Below are 20,926 nucleotides of genomic sequence, written 5' to 3' on the forward strand. Positions count from 1 at the left end.
TCTTTGCGATAGCGTGGGAGTTGACCAGTTTTCAGCAACTCCATTAACCCCTGCGCCCCCATCAATCGATGTTGTCCATCCAGGGCGTATATGGTGACATCCGCCTCAGCAATATTTAGTAGACCGACCTTACCTTCTCGATCTAAAGTGATAAAATCTGTAGTCGATGCGATCGCTCTACCCTGACTATCCCACTCAGTAGCTTGAGGATTATCTACCCAAGGTTGGCTAATCACCACCAATACAGGTGGAAACTTATGATGCTTACGAGTTGCTAAATACTGTGTTAATGGGAGTTGTCGCGACCAGTCTAAGGGTCGCTGTTGAATTTCGTCGATACTCTCTGCATCAATTTCAATATTATCGGTTTCAGGGTTGTATTTTTGTCGTAGTAAGGGTAAAGCAGAGGCAAAATGTACCCGACTGGCAAACCACTCCAGCGTCACAGAACCCACATAAGCCTCAGTCCCGCCCATCTCTGTCTTTTGTACTAGTATTCGATTTTGCTGCTGCAAGAATTTATCCAGCAGGGCTGCAAAAGTTTGTCGTTCCTGTTCCCGTTCTTGCTTTTGGCTAGTCACATCAGCACTCAGATCGGTTACACTATCTTTCATTGCAATTTCTTAGTATCTTGACAGAACGCATAGGTTCATTGTCTAAAACAATCAGTTTAGAGGAGACAAGTTTTTAAAAACCTTTAAACTTTAGTTTTTAAAAACCACCAGACCGTACAATACTATAATTGTCTGTGCAGCAATTTGTATTTTAACTGAGGCTTGAAGATTGTAGATCGCAACGCAAACAAATTATTCTCAATCCGCGCAGGTGGGTTTTGCCTGTGTAGACAAGCCAGTGCGTTGCGGGGGTTCCCCCGGTTGTAGCAACTGGCGTGCGAATCCTATTCGCCCTAATTGCCCGTATTTCCAGAGGTAGGCAGGATGACAATAGCGAATCAGCCAAACCAAAAAAATCAGCCAGCACGTAATGTAACAGAGTTAGTAGAAGAGATCGAGCTACTGACGGCTGAAATACAAGAATTGTATTGTTCTGATGCTATACCCTGGTGTGTTGGCTACAGTGGTGGTAAAGATTCTACAGCAACATTACAATTAGTCTGGAATGCGATCGCTTCTCTGCCAATTGAAAAGCGGACGAAAACAATACATGTAATTACAAATGATACTCTTGTAGAAAATCCTATAGTCTCTGGCTGGGTTCGCAGTTCTTTAGAACAGATGAAGGTTACTGCTAAAGAACAAGAAATGCCAATCGAACCCCATTTGCTTCATCCGGTAGTCAAAGATACTTTCTGGGTAAACTTAATTGGCAAAGGCTATCCTGCACCGCGCAACCGATTTAGATGGTGTACGGAACGCTTGAAGATTCAACCCGCTGACAGTTTCATTCGTGCAGTTATTCGATCTAGTGGTGAAGTAATTCTTGTCCTAGGTACGCGCAAAGCGGAAAGCGCAAAGCGGGCGGCTAATATGGCAAGACATAGAGAGTGGCGGGTACGCGATCGCATTAACACTAACCCCAACAGACCCAACTCACTGATTTATCTACCCATTGAAGACTGGCGTACAGATGAAGTCTGGCTATACCTCATGCAGTGGCGGAACCCTTGGGGATACAGCAACAAAGACTTATTTACCATGTATCGAGGCGCGACAGCAGACAACGAATGTCCCCTAGTTGTCGATACCTCCACTCCCAGTTGTGGTGATTCCCGCTTTGGCTGCTGGGTTTGTACGATGGTGAGTAAAGATAAATCAATGGAGGCAATGATCCAAAACGATGAAGAAAAAGAATGGATGCAGCCTCTATTAGATATCCGTAATGACTTAGACGTACAAGACGATCGCGATAAAAGAGATTTTCGCCGAATTTGGGGCGAAGTGCAATTATTTGAACGCAATCATCATGGCGAACTCTCAGTTGAACCAATACCTGGTCCCTACACTAAATATTGGCGAGAACATTGGCTGAGACGAGTCTTAGAAGCACAAACCCAAGTCCGCCGTACTGCACCTGAAAATATGCGTGAAATTACTCTAATTACTAATGAAGAATTGAGCGAAATTAGAAGAATTTGGCTGGAAGAAAAACACGAATTTGACGATAGCCTACCCCGTATTTATGAAGAAGTAACGGGCGAAAGTTTCATTGATATTCGTCCTGGTGCAGATTATAGCCTTTTGGGTAGCGATGAATGGAATGTCCTAGAAGAAATTTGTGACGGGGATGCCATGCATTTAGAATTAATGGCAAAACTTTTAGATACAGAACGCCAATTTCGTAAAATGGCAAGGCGTGTAGGTATTTACGATGCGTTAGAGAAATGTTTTAAAAGTAGTTCTCGTTCTCAAGATGAAGCGATTAAGAATGCTCATTTCAAGCGAGATTTAAAGGATGCTGTTGGTAAAGGCGATGTCGATAAGGTGAAGCAGCTAACTTTAGGGGATGCAGTGGATGTAGAGAACGATAAGCCGATGAGTTGGGGGAATTTTAAATTTAAGAAATGATTTTACTCGAACTCGTATTACAAAACTTTGGTCCCTATCAAGGTACACAAGTCATTAACTTAAGCCCCTTTAGTGAAACTGAAACTGAGAATATCTCGCGTCCAATTCTCCTCTTAGGCGGGATGAACGGTGGTGGAAAAACAACTTTAATGGATGCGATTCGCCTCGCACTTTACGGACACCGCGCCCAATGTTCTACCAGAGGTAATTTAAGCTATAGCGACTTTCTCACTCAATGCGTTAACAGCCATACACCACCAACTGAAAAAACTCGGATTGAATTAGCTTTCGGACATATTGAAAACGATAAACCTGTCATCTATCGAATTGTCAGAACTTGGGAGAAAAATCCTAAAGATGGCAAAGACGATCTGGGAATTCTGAATGAAGATGAATGGCTAAATAGTGGTTTAGTTAGCATCTGGGACGAATATATCGAAAACTTACTACCTCTAGGAATCTCTAATTTATTTCTATTCGATGGCGAACAAATTAAAGAATTAGCAGAACAAGAAACACCTCCACTTGTGGTAGTTGAGGCTATTCGCGGATTATTAGGCTTAGAACTATCAGAACGTTTAGCAGTAGACTTAGAAATTTTAGTAAATCGCAAACGGAAGGAAATCGCTGATGCAAAGGATGTAGTAAATTTAGAAGAAATAGAAGAAAAATTGAAGGTATTGCAAGATAAACAAAATGGAGAAAATTTATATTTAACCTCTTTGCAAGACGACTTAACAATAGCAGAAAAAGAACAACAAGAAACATTTAACAGATTCCTGGCTGAAGGTGGTAAAATAGCAGCCGATCGCAGTCAATTAGAACAGCAATATCAAGCCAAAAACGCAACAGCAGAAACAGCGCGTCAAGCTATCAGAGAATTAGCATCTGACGTACTACCGCTTACCTTAATTACACCACTCTTAGAACAAGCGCGATCGCAAGTTGAAACTGAAATAAATCGAGCGCGATCGCAAGTAGCGCAAGATATATTATTAGAACGAAACCAACGTTTATTAGAACAAATTTCTAATATAGATATTACAGCAGAACAATTAGATAAAATCAAAACGTTTTTCGCACAAGAAATAGAGACGTTCCATGAAACGTCTCTACATCAAAAATCTTCATGGCTGCAAAGCGATCGCGAAACGCTAGATTACCTAACTAATTTACTCAATTCTGCTTTGCCAATTGCGAAAAACTCCGCGCAACAGCAGCAAACAGTACTCAAACAACAAGAAGCAGAAATCGTCGATCTCGAAAGACAATTACAAACAGCAGCCTCGCCAGAAGCTTATCAGCAATTAGTTGAAACGCTACAAACAGCACAAAATAGAGTTACAGATATAAAAGCAAATTGTGAAACAGCCAAACGTCGAATCGTAGAATTAGAAACCGCGATCGCACAAACGAAAAAAGACTTAAACGAATATACCGAACAAACCATCGATCGCAAAAATACCGAACACGTTATTACATCCGCATCAAAAGTCCAAGAAACCCTAAAACTGTTTCGCGAACGTTTAACCTTAAGGAAGCTAAATAAATTAGAAGTAGAAGTAACAGAATGCTTCCGCTATTTATTGCATAAATCAGATTTAGTCCATCGAATTGCGATCGCCACTAACACCTTTAGCCTCTCCCTCTACGACTTACAAGGGAAACCAGTCCCCAAACACCGCCTCTCAGCCGGAGAAAAACAACTTTTAGCGATCGCATTTTTGTGGGGACTCGCCAGAGTTTCTGGACGACGCTTACCCATCGCCATCGATACCCCCCTCGGACGCTTAGACTCCTCCCACCGCCAAAACCTCGTCGAACGCTACTTCCCCTCCGCCAGTCACCAAGTCATCCTCCTTTCCACCGACACCGAAATTGGGGAAAAAGAAGTCCACACCCTACGCCAAAACGAAGCGATCGCCCGCGAATATCTTCTAAAATACGATCCAACAGAAAGACAAACAACGATAGAACCTGGCTACTTCTGGTAATAGTTAATGGTCAATGGTTAATGGCTATTGACTATTAACCATTGACCATTGACCATTGACCGTCAACAAAACTATGGAACCCATAATCGATCGCATCCGCCTGTCTCAAACAGCCAAAGAACAACTGATCAAACTCAAACGCAATACCAAGATCGACCAATGGAATATACTGTGTCGTTGGGCTTTTTGCCGTTCTCTCGCCGAACCTACCACTCCCTCACCCGTACCAATTCCTACAGATAGCAACGTAGAGATGACGTGGCGTGTATTTGGGGGAGAAATGTCAGATGTCCTGGCGATCGCGCTCAAACAACGCTGTTATAACGATAATCTGGGTATAGATAAAGAAACTCTTGCTACCCAATTTCGCTTGCACCTACACCGGGGTATCGGTTATCTGGCAGGAGATCCTAATATAAAGAAAATAGAAGACTTAACTGCCATTGCCCTACAGCCTCATGGTCGAGTCTAACTACCTTGCAACTGTACCGGAAATCGAACGCCATCGGGCGGCTATTTATCGTGTAGAAATATCTCGTCCCGTGCGATCGGCAATAGAAGCGGCAATTTTAAGTAAAGATACCACATTTTTCGATTATGGTTGCGGTCATGGGGGAGATATCGAGCGCGTTGCCAACTTAGGATACACTAGCAACGGTTGGGATCCTTATTACCGTCCTGATGCTCCCCACATCGCCGCAGATATTGTAAATTTGGGATACGTCCTCAACGTAATTGAAGATTTGGAGGAACGCCGCCAAGCTTTGATTCACGCCTGGAAACTCACGCGCAAAGTTTTACTCGTCTCCGCACAAGTCCTCATCAACGACCGCAGCAGCAATCAAATGGCGTATGGTGATGGCATTGTGACCAGACGCAACACGTTTCAAAAATATTATGACCAAGAAGAACTGAAAAGATATATTGATGAAGTCCTGAACGTCGATGCAGTCCCAGTCGCATTGGGAATCTATTTTGTATTTCGAGACGAACAAGAACGGGAGAGTTTCAAAGCTTTACGCTTTCGTTCTCGCGCCACCACACCGAGAGTACGCATTCCCAGCAAGCGATTTGAAGATTATCAAGAACAACTCGCGCCTTTGATGGCTTTTGTGACTGAAAGGGGACGTTTACCCGTCAAGGGTGAGTTAGCAGAGGAAGCAGAATTAATAACTGAGTTTGGTAATTTCCGCCGCGCCTATAATGTTATCTTACAAGCCACAGATGAAGCAGAATGGGATGCGATCGCTTATCGTCGTTCTCTCGATATTCTGGTATATCTGGCGTTAACTCAATTCAGCCAGCGTCCCAGTTTTAATAAGTTATCACCCGCATTGCGCCACGATATCAAAGCTTTTTTTGGCAGTTATCAAGAAGCTTGTGAGGTAGCAGATAATAAGCTTTTCAGTTTGGGTAAGCCTGGAGTTATTACTAAAATCTGCCAGCAAAGCAAGATAGGAAAGCGTTTACCAACAGCTTTATACGTTCACGTCTCTACAATTGAAGAATTAGATCCGCTGCTGCGGATTTATGAAGGCTGTGCTAGTCGTACTATCGGACGCTTGGAAGATGCAACGCTGGTGAAGTTTTGCACGGATAAGCCCAAGATTTCTTATTTGTTTTATCCAGATTTTGATACAAATCCTCATCCAACTTTACATACAAGTATGCAAATTCATTTGCCGGATTTGAAGGTATTTTATCGCGATTACGATCGCGCTGCTAATCCGCCAATTCTGCACCGTAAGGAAACATTTGTCAGCGAACGTTATCCTTTGTACGAACAATTTGCTAATTTGACTCGACAAGAGGAAGAGTTGGGGTTGTTGAAGAATAGCCGTGAAATTGGGACGCGGGATGGGTGGTATAAGCGGTTGGAGGAATATAGGGTGGAAATTCAGAACGATCGCGTGGTTTTTATGAACTCGTAGGGGAAGTTTTGGTTTGTTGACAATCTCGGTTTTTCTACTAGATTACATTTGTGTCACGCATCAGCCGTAGGCGAAGCGTAGCGTTAGACGCAGAGGCGCAAAGAAGAACGCTAAAGGTATAATTTGTGTGAGTTGATTTTTGTTTATTGAGAATCGCGATCGCGTTGAATGGCTTGTTCTATAGCTATTTTTTCTTTGACTCTCTGAGTATGAGGTTTTAGTTGTTTTAAACTCCATCCTGTTAGCATACTTAAATCTTCTAAAGTCATGCCTTTCATCAACATTTCCACGCACCAGGTTTGTTGAGTTTGGACGATAGCTGGTGCTTCTCCTTCTGGCGTGAGTAATCCTTTAGTAATTATCTGCCAGCGCTGCTGAATTTCTATTTCTGATATTGCTAAACCAGCATCATTTAAAAATAATGCTGCTCGATCGTCTTTACGACTTTTGAGCCATTGAGTCAAGGGGTTGCGAGTGTAAGAACCGTATCGCTTACCCAAAATCCATTGATTGACAGGAACTTGTCGCACCGAACCTTGAGTAACTTGTAATAAATAGCGATCGCGATCGATTATTTGATGAACTCTTTCTAATTTGGCAATTTCTAACGCTGATAAACCTGTGGCAAATAAAATATACATCAATGCATAATCTCGCAGTTCCGTTCTCTTAGCTCTTTGGAGAATTGTATGTACTAAATTTGCTGGTAAATCTATAATTTTTTCTACACTACGTTCAGCCTCAACCTGGTTTAAGAATAATTCAACTAAACTTTCTAAAAACTCGTCTCTACTCTGCCAAAGTGCTTGGAATCCTGTTGTAAATTGAATCGCTGTATATCCTAATAGCAAACTGTTGAGTAAGCTAGCTAGCTGGGAAACTGGTAAATTAGTTTGTAATTGTTCCCGCTCGATGACAGTCGCAATATACTCAGCCACATATTGATTTGCTTGAGTTAAATATTCGCCAATCACTTGCTGGTGTTCGCTAGAATAACGCCTGGATTCACCCACCACAGATAATACCAACTCTGGCACTTGCTCTAAAGCCTGCAAGCGATCGCTAGCATAGTCTTTGAGTGCCTGATGCAAGCTACTTGTTTGACTCGCTTTCTCACGCAGAGATTCGCCAAAATCTTTAAATACTGCTGATTCTGAGATTGCTGCTAGCAACAACCCTTGCTTGTTGCCAAAATGCCGAAACAGGGTGACTTCGTTCACCTGCGCTAGTTCGGCAATCTGCCGCGTTGTCGTCTCAGTGATTCCCTGAATTGAGAACAACTGCAAAGCCGCATCAATCAATCGCTGTCGAGTAGAAGTTAGTTGAGTAGCCATAAGATAGAAATTTATTAAATCGTGCAAGCAGTACTTGCAATTCTATTTTTGCGTTGTTAAGCTGGGGTTGTAAGTAGCACTTGCATTTCCTGACAAAAGGTTTGTTAAGTGCTGAGTACTGAAAGTAGAGATTATGACTATAGGCTCAGTTGCAGAGGGTAAACAGCCGCTTGCTCTCAGCTGGATCAATGTGTTGTTTTTCAGCACGTTTCATGTTATAGCAATGCTCGCTCCCTGGTGTTTTTCTTGGTCGGCTTTGGGAGTGACGATATTTCTTCACTGGCTATTTGGCAGCATTGGGATTTGTTTAGGCTATCATAGGCTCTTAAGTCACCGCAGTTTGCAAATAACACCGAAGTGGCTGGAATATGCGATCGCCTTCATCGGGGCGCTTGCCATGCAAGGAGGACCCGTCTTTTGGGTAGCGGGACATCGACAACATCACGCTCATACAGAGGACGTGGACAAAGATCCTTACTCTTCTAAGCGGGGTTTTTGGTGGAGTCACATGCTGTGGATTCTGTACCCGCGATCGGAGTTCTATATCTACGATAATTACCGAAAGTTTGCCCCCGATCTCGATCGCGATCCGTATTATCGTTGGTTAGATCGCTATTTCTTATTGTTGCAAATTCCATTGGCGGTGTTGCTATACCTTCTCGGCGGCTGGTCTTTTGTCATCTATGGTGTCTTTCTCCGCGCCGTATTACTCTGGCACAGCACTTGGCTGATTAACTCGGCGACTCATTTATATGGTTATCGTCATTTTGAGGTAGATGACAATTCTCGCAATCTTTGGTGGGCAGCACTTTTGACTTATGGGGAAGGTTGGCACAACAACCACCACGCTCAGCCTAATGTAGCACCAGCCGGACGGCGGTGGTGGGAAATCGATATGACATGGTGGGCAATTCAGGCTTTACAAGCTTTAGGATTGGCTAAAAAAGTCGTGTTACCACCAACACAAAAGGTAAAAGTTTAAAAAGGGGGCGATTAGAAATCGCAACTATAAAAACCAAGTCCACCTGCGCGGACTAATAGCAAAATAGGTCTTTCAAACCCTTGCCTTGCGGGTTTTGTCTGTGTAGGGGCGATTTCTAATCGCCCCTGCTCCCTGCTCCCTGCTCCCTGCTCCCTGATTTAACGCTACACTGCATGAGTGCGAGTTAATTTCAGTACGCGATCGCCCATATGCACGTCAGCGCCGAACTTTTCACCGTCCGCAAGCGTTTTCCTCTGACAATTAGTCGCGGAACGACAGCCCAAACGACAAATGTGTGGGTGAAAGTCGCGCAGGATGGAATTGAAGGCTGGGGCGAAGCATCGCCATTTTCTCTCGGAGATCGTCCGCAATCTACCGAAATGCTGTTGGAGGCAATCCAAACAATTGCACCGCAGTTACAAAGTATGAATCCTTGGGAACGGCAGCGAATTCGTTCGATATTACAAACAATGCCTTCCTCTGCCCAAGCTGCAATCGATATGGCGCTGCACGATTGGATTGGGAAAAAGGCGGGATTACCCCTGTGGCAGTTGTGGGGGTTAGACTGCGATCGCATCGTGCCAACTTCGGTCACAATTGGGATTAATACCCCAGAAGCAGCCGTAGCAAGGGTAAGAGACTGGTTGCAATTTGTCGAAGTCAAGATTTTCAAAGTCAAGTTGGGCAATCCAGCCGGAATTGAGGCGGATCGGGAAATGTTAGCAGCAATCCGCGATGAAGTTCCGACTTTAGAGTTATTTGTCGATGCCAACGGCGGCTGGAATTTAGATGACGCGATCGCCATGTGTCGGTGGTTAGCCGACTATGATGTTAAATATGTAGAACAACCGCTAGCGCGGGGAGAAGAGAAACACTTACCCCAATTAAAACAGCGATCGCCTCTACCGATTTTTGTCGATGAAAGCTGTATGACAAGTCGCGATATTCCTCAGTTATCCAACTGCGCGCGCGGAATCAATATCAAACTGATGAAAGCTGGTGGTTTGTCAGAAGCAATGCGGATGGTACAAGTGGCAAAGACATTAGGATTACAGGTAATGTTTGGTTGCTATTCTGACAGTTCCCTCTCGAATACAGCCGCCGCTCACCTCGCACCCCTAGCCGACTATCTCGATTTAGATAGTCATTTGAATTTAACCGCAGAACCCTTTGTAGGTGCAATAATCCGATCGGGGCGGTTGTTGCCAAATTGCAAACCAGGATTGGGGGTAGAACGCAGTGCGGTTGCAGGCTGAAAGTAGGGTAGCCATTCTCTTACACGACGGCATTAAGGGCAGTCAAGGTAAAACAGGACTTGCCTTGTTACGCTACAGTCATGCCCAAATTATCGCCGTTATCGATCGCCAATGTGCCGGAGAGTCTTTACCTGTAGTCTCTGGCATCAACCGCGACATCCCAATTGTCGGTTCCGTTGAGGAAGCATTAGCTTACAATCCAGACATATTAGCCATTGGCATTGCTCCTTCTGGAGGCATTTTACCGCTAGAGTGGCAGCAGGAAGTCAAGCAAGCTGTATTTGCAGGTTTATCAATTGCTAACGGATTGCACACACCCTTAGCAACAATCCCCGAGTTGCGCGATAGTTTGCGATCGGGACAGTGGATTTGGGATGTCAGACAAGAACCGCCTAACTTACCCATCGCCAGCGGACAAGCGCAAACGCTAGCTTGTCGGCGAGTGTTGGCTGTGGGTACGGATATGGGTGTAGGTAAAATGTCTGCTTGTTTGGAACTGGATCGTGCCTGTCAACAACGGGGCTTGCGTTCTAAGTTTATCGCGACCGGACAAGCAGGGCTGATGATTGCTGGCGATGGTATTCCCCTAGATGCAATCCGAGTTGACTTTGCAGCAGGGGCAGTAGAACAAATGGTCGTGCAACACGGTAGCGATCGCGATATTGTCTTTGTAGAAGGGCAGGGATCGTTACTGCATCCAGGCTCGACCGCAACCTTACCCCTGATTCGGGGGACGCAACCGACGCATCTAGTGTTAGTCCATCGCGCCGGACAAACTCACATCCGCAACCATCCCCACGTCCCGATTCCAGCTTTAACAGACGTAGTACAACTATACGAAATGGTAGCTAAAGCAGCAGGAGCATTTGCCGATGTCCCAGTCGCCGCGATCGCGCTCAACACATTTCATCTCGATCTTGCCACGGCACGACAGGCGATCGAACAAACTCAAGCCGAGACTGGTTTACCCTGTACTGATGTGGTACGCTTTGGAACAGAGAATATTCTAGATGCAATCGTAAAATAGCGCGGCTCGCCCAATTGAGACCGCGCCCAAATTAAAGCACTTCCGTGGCAGGGTTCGCACTGCCTTGGAAAAGTTTTCGTGCAAAGCCGCTAGCAATTTTTTGCATCTTTGCGCAACATATCTTTCAGTAAACATACGTAAAAAGACAAGTAAATTAACTATGAACTTCGCAATTTTACGCTTGATAGCTAGATCTAGATAGGCTTATGATTGTAGTATTTGTAGCAGTTAAATCAATTTTTACTTAACCCAAACGAGATATTTCTACTAAGTAACGCGATCGCATGAAATCCAAAAAGACATTATTCCCTATCGGTGTAGCATTCACCAGTCTAATTGGAGTATTGTATGCGACAGCATCAGTTATTTTGTTCAATAATTTGCAACAGGCAGAAGAACGACATACTCGCCAAGCAGTAGAAGGAGTTTTAAGTGCTTTTACTCAATCCAAAAAAGACTTGAGCATTCACATTGATGATTGGGCAAGGTGGAACGATACTTATAATTTTGTCCTAGATCGGAACCAAGATTACATCGACTCTAATCTCTATCCAGCAGGATTGCTGGCACTCAAACTCAATTTAGTTCTCTACGTTCAGCCTTCAGGCAAAATAGTTTACGGAACTGGTTTTGACTTAAATACTCAGAAATACAAGTCAATTTCTCCAGCAATAAAACCTCATTTAGTCCCTCATTCTCCATTGGTGCACCACACGACTATAGAAAGTGGCACGGTAGGTATTGTCAATCTACCAGAAGGATTAATTTTAGTCGGAGCGCAACCAATTTTGTCTAGTGAAGATAAAGGACCGATTCGCGGTTCGCTCATTTTTGGGCGTTATCTCAATGCTGGAACGATCGCCACTTTATCCAAGTCTACCCGCCTGCCGCTTTCCGTGCGTGCAATAGATCGCGCCGATCTGCCTGCTGATTTTCAGGCAATGCGAAATTTATTATCACCAACTAACAAAATTCTCGTGCGTCCGCTCGGCAAAAATACAATTGCTGGTTACGCTTTGCTACCAGATATTTACGGTAAACCTGCGGCAATTTTGCGCGTTGCTATTGCCAGAGAAATATATCATCAAGGTCGGACAAGTTGGTATTATTTAACAATTTTACTAGCGATCGTAGCAATAATTTTTGCTACGATTATTTTTCAACTTATAGAAAAATTGGTAGCCTCCGAGCGTAAATGGCAAGAAAGTGAAGAATACCGTCATTTAGTTGCCAAGGCTTCTCAAAGTATTTTTTTAGTCAATGCCAGTACCAAACAAATTATTGAAGCCAACGCTACATTTGAAAATTTCCTCGGCTATCAGTCCGGTCAACTACTCCAGTTGACACTATTCGATTTAGTTGCCGAAAATCAAGCAGTTATAGAGCGCTTTATCTTAGCCTTGCAGGTAGAGCGTTACTTTACAGGCGAACAACAATATCGCCGTCAGGATGGAATACGAGTTGATGTTGAAATTAACGCGAACTTAATTACTCGCAACGGCAAAGATGTTTTTTGTATCATCGTCCACGACATTACTAAGCGCAAACAAATAGAGCAACAATTACAACACGAAGCCTTTCACGATTCCCTCACGGGTCTAGCAAATCGCGCCCTATTTATGATGCGGTTGGAGCAAGCACTGAGGTTGCAACAACAGCAAGCAGACTATAGTTTTGCTGTTTTGTTTTTAGACCTCGATCGCTTCAAGGCAATCAATGATAGTTTAGGACATATGCTCGGCGATCGTTTGTTGATTGGGATCGCTCAAAGACTAAGAGCGCAGATCCGCACGGGAGATACTCTGGCTCGTCTAGGCGGCGATGAGTTTGCAATGGTGCTAGAGAATTGTAGCGATCCCACCGAGATGATCAAACGGATACAACTGGCACTTAAGTTACCTTTTCGATTAGATGGTAACGAGATTTTTGCCACCACAAGCATTGGCGCGATCGCAAATACAAGAGAATATCGTCAACCAGAAGATTTATTGCGCGATGCCGATACTGCTATGTACCGCGCCAAAGCTGGCGGGAAAGCACGGTATGAAGTTTTCGATACCTCCATGCGCGATCGCGTCGTAGCACTATTTCAATTAGAAACTGACTTGCGACGGGCAATTGACAACCAGGAATTGCATTTGCACTATCAACCGATAGTTTCGCTAGTCAACCAAAAAATTGTTGGTTTCGAGGCACTCGTACGCTGGCAGCATCCGCAAAGGGGTGCAATCTCTCCAGCAGAATTTATTCCAATTGCCGAAGAGACAGGGTTAATTGTCCCAATTGGCTGGTGGGTATTGCAGCAAGCTTGCCAGCAAATGCAACTTTGGCAAGCACAATTTGCCTTGAACGTGCCGTTCAAAATGAGTGTCAACTTTTCTGCACCGCAGTTTACTCAACCGCAAGTAGGAAAACAGATTATTCAAATATTACAAGCCACTGGACTCGACGCTAAGAGTTTGCAACTAGAACTGACTGAAAGCGTATTGATGGAACACCCTGAAGCGATCGCGGCTTTAATGGAAGAACTCAACGCTTTGGGAGTCTCGCTAGCCCTAGATGACTTCGGCACGGGTTATTCTTCCTTAAGTTACTTACAACGGTTTCCGATAAATATCCTCAAGCTAGACCGTTCCTTTGTTTGCCGAATTGGTAAATGCTATCAGAGTTGGGAGATCGTTCGCGCTACAATCATGCTTGCCCGCGCCCTAGACATGGAAGTCGTGGCTGAAGGAATAGAAACTTTAGAACAGCTTGCCCGTCTGCGAGGACTCAAATGTAAATTTGGGCAAGGATATTTTTTCTCTCAACCTGTAGATAGTACTGCAGCTGGAGAATTACTCGCCCAGCAGTTTGATAGGCTAGTCGAAGTTGTAAGTCGTAAGTCGTAAGTCGGAATTAACTGCTTGTGCGTTCCCTGCTCCCTGCTCCCTGCTCCCTGATAACTGATTATGAGTTCCGCTCGCTTGGCTCAATTCTTAGCAGAAAAAAATTGCCCAGATCTACCTTTACCTTTGCAAGCACTTTGGTACGCTAAGCAAGGAGATTGGGAACGAGCGCACGTACTGATCCAAGATGAAGCTGACGCTGATAGTGCTTGGGTTCACGCTTATTTACACCGTCAAGAAGGTGACTTGAATAACGCTCATTATTGGTATAGGCGCAGTGGGCGATCGCCCGCTCGTGTCGATCTCGATCGCGAATGGGAAGAAATCACCAAAAGTTTGTTGACAAAAGTAGCAAATAATGGCTTGCTAAATCAAGAGTAGATCGCCTCAAAGCACTACTCAATCTCATCAATTAAGCTAATTTGAAGTAACTTCTCAAATCGAAAAAATTAACAACTCAATCCAAACTTTACTCATTTCACGCGCTTTATAAATTTTATAGACTAACAGACATACGCTTGATATCCACTAGGTTGTCTTGCTGAATTTGCTCTCTGAATAATGGGCATCTGCCTACTACTAGAGTGCGGCTTTAAAGTATTATGAGATTGATATTTTGCCAAATGTATTCGCTAAGTTCTTGCAACAAAAAGTTTAAGTTTAAAAGCAAGCTTTGAAGATCGCTCTTCTTCAAGAAGGTAGCGTAAAAAAATCTAATAGAGTCGTTTTGCAAATCATTTAAATTACAAACGAATATTGCATTTTAATGTATCATCGCATCAATTTTGACGCGAGTATATCCTCACTGGCAACTAATAACTGATGCAGTATTTTCTTGGTCTTTAGGAAGCCAATGTTTTGAATGAATTGATGATATCCGTTTGCAAATTGATTTAAGACGAACATTTTTTGAAGCAGGGCTTTAATTAATCTGCTTGATGTTCGAGTGAATTGAGCAATTGGTATAAACAGTCGGAGGTTTTTTAATGGCAACTTCAGATAATCAAACCACATCGCAACCGGAAACTAGCTCTAACAACTTTACAGGTAATGGTAACTGGGCATTTCAAGATGGTCAGTTACAATCCAGTGAAGGCAACACCTTAGATGAAAGTAGTAACCTCTCTGGTAGCAGTGATAATCCCTTTTCTAGTGGAGATGGTTCGGAATCAGATAATAATAATCCCTTTGCTGGTGGCAATGCTGAAAACAACCCCCAAGCTAGCAATCTCCCCGATAATTTGCCGTTTGGCGATACTCTTCCCTCCTTACCAGAAATTGAAACCGACCACCCCGTACCCTTTGACAGTGACAACTTTATCTTAGATGTCAATAACTTAGAGTCCGAGTCAGATTCTACTGGTAACACTGGTAGCGGCAATGGGAACTGGAACCTTGGAAGTAACAACACAACCGATGGTAATGGCAACTGGAATTTCAGCAGTGACAGTCAAACCAATGGTAATGGCAACTGGAATTATGCCGATAACAATACAAGTACTGGTAACGGTAACTGGAATTTTGGTACTGACAACCAAACCAACGGTAATGGCAACTGGCAATTAGGTGAAAGCAATACCGTTCTTGGCAATGCCAATATGCCCGAAGGCAGCAATAACAACATCCTTGGTAGCGGTAACACTGCCGATGTTAGTGACAGCAATCTTCTAGGAAATCGACTTGAGATCGGCAGTGATGGTAGCGCGATCGGTAATGAAGACTGGGCATTCCCTCTTAGTAGTGACAGCGAACTGGTTTCACTTGGTAGCAGCCAGCCCAGCCAAGCGATCGGCTTTGATATTAACACGGGCGTGAGCAGTTTATTTGGTTCTGGGGGCGCGACTCAAGAAACCATAGATACTGCTACGAACCTTCCAGATTATAACAACCCAAACTATACGTTCGAGGGCTTGGGCTAAAGCTTTGCCGTAGCACATTTTCAGCACATCTTCGGCAAACAACTTCAGGCTTGGCAATGCGATCGCGCTTAGGTTGTGTTGCCAATTTGTCCAAAAAATAGGAGATAAATCATGGAGTTTGAACTCCCACAATTTGCCCAGAATACTATTAATGAATTTCGCTCGTCTGCTGGTACGGGGTTTGCAGAAGCGCTGGATGAAATTCTTGCCAATGCGAATACAACAGAAGGGAATTCACCCGAACTCCCAGATGATGTTGCAGCAAGCATTGAGGCACAAGCAGACCTGATTGGAACTGGGGTACAGGATGTTTTTGCTAATTTAAGCAATGACTCCCTAACTAACGTCAATGAAGGTAACAGCGATAGCAATTTTCAATTCAATTTTGAACCCGCCACTGACGGTTTATTTGGTGGTCAACTCAGTCTTGTAGTCAACGGAGAAACAGAGCCATTATTCACCTTTGATATTGGTGGAGCTGCCCCTGTCACTGGTGATAGCAGTTCCTTGTCCGGTAATTATCAAGACTTTTTTGCTAGTCTCGCTGGTGGAGAAAATTCCTTTGCCAGTGCTTCGATCTAGTTAAAAAGCCTAGTCTAGTAGGGGCATTGCCCACCCCAATACTTTTCGTCGGTGATGCCAAGAAAGTTCTTGGAGATCCCCCCTGATCCCCCTTATAAAGGGGGGAACAATAGTAAGGTGGGCATTGCCCACCTTACATACTTGGTAGCGTGAAATAAAAACGACTTCCTCCACCTAACACGCTCTCTGCCCAAATTCGTCCACCATGCTGCTGTATAATGCTACGGCAGATTGCTAACCCGAGTCCCGTGCCACCTTTTTTTCGGGAATCGGAGGCATCAACTTGATGAAAACGCTCGAAAATACTTTCAATCTTGTCCTCTGGGATACCACGCCCCCGATCTTTAACTGTGAAGAGAATATTTGTTGATAGGGAAGCTGAGGCAGAATTTAACTCTGAATTCAAAATTCCGAACTCCGAATTCTCACCACCTTCGATCGCTTCAACACTTAACTCAACTGTGGAGCCTTCTGGAGAAAATTTAATTGCATTACCGAGGAGATTAGTTAAGACTTGAATAATGCGATCGCCATCGACGTTGAGTTGAATATCTTGAGAATAAACAGATAGAGTAACTTTGGCACGATTTGCCATCACCTGCATCAAATCCGTTGCTTTTTCTAATAAATCAGCCGCGTTGCACGATCGCTGCAATAAACTAATTTTTCCCGATTCCAAGCGTTCCAACTCCAGAATATCGTTCACCAGTCGCACCAAGCGATCGGCTCCCTCAGAAGCAATATCGATCACGCGCCGTCCGCGATCGCTATGAGCGTCAATTAGACCGCTAGATAATAAATTTAGCGCTCCGTGAATTGACGTTAAAGGCGTGCGAAGTTCGTGACTGACAACAGAAACAAACTCATCTTTCATGCGTTCGATCGCGTAACGTTCCGTAATATCTTCCCCAATACTGAGAGTTGCGATCGCCTCATCCTGTAAATCGCGCAAGATCGTGTTATTCCAAGCAATTAACCTTTCTTGCCCAGATTTAGTCAAAATCGAATTTTGATAGTAGTTATGCAAGCCTTGTTGCTGTAGTTGCAGAAAATGCTCCTGCACGCGCTGACGCTGATGAGGTGGTAAGAACACTTCATACCAATTCTTGCCCAAAACCTCCTCTGAGGTATATTCTACCAATTCAAGAAAGAATGGATTGACATACTCGACAACTCCCTGGCGATCGAGTCCTACTACTACCAAACGGACATTTTCTAACAAACTCCGCCAACGTCGTTCTGCTTCTCGCAGCGAGGCTTCAATTTGCAAGCGCTGAGTGATATCGCGGGCGATGGTAGAGAGTAGCTTCACCTTTCCCTGCGATGATTTATGCGCGATCAAGAGTTGAGAAACTGGAATTTCGCGTCCATCATGACTCAGAATCGCTGTTTCACCAACCCAAACACCATTTTGAATTGCCGTGGGAATTGCTTCACGGTGCAAGAGGTCGTAAGCCCAAGCAGGATGGAGATTGCTCAGATGCAAACCCGCGAGATCGCGATCGCGATCGAAACCAAAAACTTTACAAGCAGAGCTATTTAAATAGTTTACTCGTTCGTCTAGATCGGCAGTAGCGACAAAATCTAAAGTTGCTTCGAGGATAGCAATCAGCTTTGCCCGTTCTTCTTCTGCGTGTTTGCGCTCGGTAATATCTTCGACAATACCTTCATAGTAAAGCGGCTTACCGTTATCATCTCTGACAATTCTTGCCTGCTCTGCAATCCAAATCGCTTGACCATCTCGACGATAGACTTGAGACTCAAACCCCGCTACGGTGTCGTGCTGTTGTAGTAGGCGAATGAACTCAGTTCGGCGGTTGGGATTGACGTAAAGTTGTTGCCCCAAGTCAGAAATATTCGCCATCAGTTCGGCGGGAGAGGAATAACCGTAAATCTTTGCCAGCATGGGATTTGCCGTCAAATATCGCCCATCTGGTGTTGTTTGGAAGATTCCCTCGATCGCATTTTCAAAAATACTACGATACTTAGTTTCAGCTTGACGTAGAGCCTCTTCCGCACGCTGGCGTTCGGCAAGTTCTCGCTGTAGTTGTAAATTGATCAGGTAATAGACTAATAAAAATCCGATCGCGCTGAAACTGAAACTAACTAGAGACACGGCGATCGCATTGTCAGCCCGTTTTTTAGCTTCCCTCGCCGTCTGCTGCAACAATTGTTGTTGGGCAACGATCTCTGGTGCAGTTGCTGGTGTAGTCGATGCTGCTACTTCCATTTGCAGATTGACTTGGCGATCGACCGTTACCCTCCACTCTGTTAAGGAGTAGAAAGAAACCCAGCCTAAACACAATAGAGTTAGCAAATATAACAGCGCTAAACTCAATCGACTGGCAATTCCATTTTGAATTTTGTCATTAGTCATCAGTCAGTTATCAGTTATCAATGGTGCGCGGTTCCTGGTCACCGATCGCTGGTTACTGGTCACTGCTCCCTACTCGCCTGTCATTAATTTTGCATTCTGAAGCTGCAACATTTGGTGACGAATTTGACTGCGTTCTAAACGATTGAGAATCCTTGCTACCAGTTCGGGTCCGATAACTGGCTTGTTTACGTAATCATCAGCACCGAGGGTAAAAACTCGATGAATTATCTCAGCATCAGTACGAGCGGATAGAAATATAATTGGTAGTTCGCTCCACTGGGGATCGTTGCGTACCACTTGGCAGAGGTCGATACCGCTCAATTGTGGCATCTCTATATCTAAAATCAGCAGATCGGGGCGAAAGTTTTCCAAATAATGCCAAAATTGCTGAGGGTCGGCAAGCAAGGTCAGTCTAAATCCCCAGGGTTCCAGTAATATCTGCAATCTTTCGAGTAGTTGCGGATCGTCATCCACAAGCATTAACTTTGCTTCTGGAGTTGTTGATGCTTGCAACACTTGCGCGATCGCCGCGATCGCTTGAGCTGGTGGTACTGGCTTTTGCAAAAAACTCCGCGCCCCTAACCGAGCTGCTTCCACGCGATCGGCAAAACTCTGTGGCGCAGTCAGGACAATCGTAGGTATCGGTGGCTGTGCGTTTGCTAGAGTTGACAAAAACTGCAAACCATGCACTCGATTTTGGCAAAAGTAGAGGTCGAGCAGTACTGCATCAGGTTTAGTACAGGCGATTGCCGAGCGTGCCTGAGACAAATCTCGTGCCACAACTACCTCCATTCCTGCGGTTGTAGCCTCTGTTGTTACAGCTTGCGTCATTTGGCGATCGCTGTCTACGATTAGTAATTTGGTAGTTGGTAGTTGGTAGCTGGTAGTTGGTAGTTGGTAGTTGGCGTTCGGTGGGGAATGTTGACTTTTGACTTCTGACTTCTGACTCCTGACTCCTGACTCCTGGTTTTTGATTTCTGACTTTTGACTTTTGACTTTTAAATCTTCTACTGCATTCAACGTTTGCCGTAATGCGACGATCGGTTCTGAGAGATGCTCTATACGCTCTTGAGTGAATTGAGTTTCATCAGATAATTCTCGTTCAATTTGGCGACACAATTGAGAGGCGGCGATTAAACCAAAACTACCGAGAGAGCCAATTAAAGTATGCGCTTCTTTCGCTGCTTGGTGTTGTAGCTGAGGATCGAGACACTCTTGCTTGGCAGATGCGATCGCCTGTTCTATAACTCCAATTCGCTCAATATACTTCTCTCTGTGTCTTTCCCACAATGGGATTAGTTCTGCTGGAATTTGGGATTGGCTAGTTGGTAATTGGTAGTTGCTCCCCTGCTCCCCTGCTCCCCTGCTCCCTGCTCCCTGCTCTTCCGCCTTCAACCGATATCCCAATCCATAAACTGTCTCAATCGGGTCTGGCGCTCCGGCTTTTTTAATTTTCTGTCTTAAACTTTTGATATGCGCTCTAACAGTATTCTCCGTAGGGGGTTCGTCAAACGACCACACGCGATCGAGTAGCGCACTTTGGCTAAAGATGCGATGGGTGTTACGTAGTAGTAATTCTAAAATGCCGTACTCTTTTGCCGTCAGATGCAAGAGTTTACCGTCATAGGTGACTTCGCAGCTACTAGGATCGAGCCGTAAGAAACCCCACTCTAGCACCGGAGATGGTGTGACACTGCTACGCCGTAATAAAGCGCGAATGCGAGCTAATAGTTCCTCTATGTCAAACGGTTTGAGCGCGTAGTCATCCGCACCAGCATCTAATCCCCTAACTTTGTCAGTACTGGAATCTTGAGCTGTCAGTAACAAAACCGGAGTGCGATCGCCTTTTGCCCGTAGCTTTTTACAAAAATTAATTCCATCTAGCTTAGGCAGCATCACATCCAATAAAATCAGATCGTACTCGAAACTGTCTACCAGTTCCCATCCTGCTTGACCATCAGTCGCTAGCTCCACCAAATAACGTTGACTGGCAAGCGTTGGCTGGAGCAGTTGAACTATAGTTTCATCATCTTCTACAAGCAGAATTTTCATGGTAAGGGAGCAGGGAGCAGGGAGCAGGGAGCAGGGAGCTGAGGGAGCAGGGAGCTGAG

General features: G+C 44.5%; 15 protein-coding genes. 11 read left to right on the forward strand and 4 right to left on the reverse strand.

Annotation, left to right across the window (positions count from 1 at the left end; all coding sequences use genetic code 11):
- Nucleotides 1-614, reverse strand: a 614-nt coding sequence (locus ACRC32_RS18030; protein WP_438555261.1) for a DGQHR domain-containing protein, incomplete at its 3' end; no start/stop codon positions are given.
- A 324-nt stretch (nucleotides 615-938) separates the two neighbouring features.
- Here ACRC32_RS18030 and dndC point away from each other — a divergent pair.
- The 4 genes from dndC to ACRC32_RS18050 all read left to right on the forward strand — a co-directional run bounded on the left by dndC (nucleotide 939) and on the right by ACRC32_RS18050 (nucleotide 6,450).
- Complete coding sequence (dndC, locus tag ACRC32_RS18035; protein ID WP_438555262.1) at nucleotides 939-2,525, forward strand: DNA phosphorothioation system sulfurtransferase DndC; 1,587 nt, start codon at nucleotides 939-941, stop codon at nucleotides 2,523-2,525.
- Nucleotides 2,522-4,519 (forward strand): DNA sulfur modification protein DndD, encoded by a 1,998-nt coding sequence (gene dndD / locus ACRC32_RS18040; protein WP_438555263.1) that lies wholly within the window; start codon nucleotides 2,522-2,524, stop codon nucleotides 4,517-4,519. The genes dndC and dndD overlap by 4 nt, the downstream gene beginning before the upstream one ends.
- 73 nt (nucleotides 4,520-4,592) lie before the next feature.
- The gene (dndE, locus tag ACRC32_RS18045; RefSeq protein WP_438555275.1) at nucleotides 4,593-4,991 is read left to right on the forward strand and encodes a DNA sulfur modification protein DndE; all 399 of its coding nucleotides are present in this window, start codon (nucleotides 4,593-4,595) and stop codon (nucleotides 4,989-4,991) included.
- The gene (locus ACRC32_RS18050; protein WP_438555264.1) at nucleotides 4,978-6,450 is read left to right on the forward strand and encodes a DNA phosphorothioation-associated putative methyltransferase; all 1,473 of its coding nucleotides are present in this window, start codon (nucleotides 4,978-4,980) and stop codon (nucleotides 6,448-6,450) included. Before dndE ends, ACRC32_RS18050 begins: the two co-directional genes overlap by 14 nt.
- Nucleotides 6,451-6,593: 143 nt before the next feature.
- Here the strand turns inward: ACRC32_RS18050 and ACRC32_RS18055 are convergent, their stop codons facing one another.
- A complete protein-coding gene (locus tag ACRC32_RS18055) occupies nucleotides 6,594-7,784 on the reverse strand; it encodes a TetR family transcriptional regulator (protein ID WP_438555265.1) in 1,191 nt (396 codons plus the stop codon).
- Nucleotides 7,785-7,917: 133 nt separating this feature from the next.
- On the opposite strand from ACRC32_RS18055, the gene ACRC32_RS18060 reads away from it, so the two are divergent.
- From ACRC32_RS18060 to ACRC32_RS18090, 7 genes are all read left to right on the forward strand, one after another.
- Complete coding sequence (locus ACRC32_RS18060; RefSeq protein ID WP_438555266.1) at nucleotides 7,918-8,766, forward strand: acyl-CoA desaturase; 849 nt, start codon at nucleotides 7,918-7,920, stop codon at nucleotides 8,764-8,766.
- 209 nt (nucleotides 8,767-8,975) lie between these two features.
- Nucleotides 8,976-10,022, forward strand: a complete 1,047-nt coding sequence (locus ACRC32_RS18065) for a dipeptide epimerase (protein ID WP_438555267.1) — start codon at nucleotides 8,976-8,978, stop codon at nucleotides 10,020-10,022.
- Entirely contained in the window at nucleotides 10,006-11,049 is a 1,044-nt protein-coding gene (locus ACRC32_RS18070) for a DUF1611 domain-containing protein (protein ID WP_438555268.1), read from the forward strand. The genes ACRC32_RS18065 and ACRC32_RS18070 overlap by 17 nt, the downstream gene beginning before the upstream one ends.
- Nucleotides 11,050-11,333: 284 nt before the next feature.
- Complete coding sequence (locus ACRC32_RS18075) at nucleotides 11,334-13,940, forward strand: bifunctional diguanylate cyclase/phosphodiesterase (RefSeq protein WP_438555269.1); 2,607 nt, start codon at nucleotides 11,334-11,336, stop codon at nucleotides 13,938-13,940.
- Between the two features lie 60 nt (nucleotides 13,941-14,000).
- Nucleotides 14,001-14,318, forward strand: a complete 318-nt coding sequence (locus tag ACRC32_RS18080; RefSeq protein WP_438555270.1) for a hypothetical protein — start codon at nucleotides 14,001-14,003, stop codon at nucleotides 14,316-14,318.
- Nucleotides 14,319-14,923: 605 nt separating this feature from the next.
- On the forward strand, nucleotides 14,924-15,856 hold the full coding sequence (locus ACRC32_RS18085) for a hypothetical protein (RefSeq protein WP_438555271.1): 933 nt from the start codon (nucleotides 14,924-14,926) through the stop codon (nucleotides 15,854-15,856).
- A gap of 111 nt (nucleotides 15,857-15,967) precedes the next feature.
- A complete protein-coding gene (locus tag ACRC32_RS18090; protein ID WP_438555272.1) occupies nucleotides 15,968-16,438 on the forward strand; it encodes a hypothetical protein in 471 nt (156 codons plus the stop codon).
- Nucleotides 16,439-16,571: 133 nt separating this feature from the next.
- Here the strand turns inward: ACRC32_RS18090 and ACRC32_RS18095 are convergent, their stop codons facing one another.
- On the reverse strand, nucleotides 16,572-18,815 hold the full coding sequence (locus tag ACRC32_RS18095; RefSeq protein ID WP_438555273.1) for a PAS domain-containing sensor histidine kinase: 2,244 nt from the start codon (nucleotides 18,813-18,815) through the stop codon (nucleotides 16,572-16,574).
- 69 nt (nucleotides 18,816-18,884) lie between these two features.
- Nucleotides 18,885-20,867, reverse strand: a complete 1,983-nt coding sequence (locus ACRC32_RS18100; protein WP_438555274.1) for a response regulator — start codon at nucleotides 20,865-20,867, stop codon at nucleotides 18,885-18,887.
- Nucleotides 20,868-20,926 lie beyond the last annotated feature (59 nt).

The sequence above is a fragment of the Chroococcidiopsis sp. genome, from assembly GCF_051657925.1.
In the GTDB taxonomy this organism is placed as follows: domain Bacteria; phylum Cyanobacteriota; class Cyanobacteriia; order Cyanobacteriales; family Chroococcidiopsidaceae; genus Chroococcidiopsis.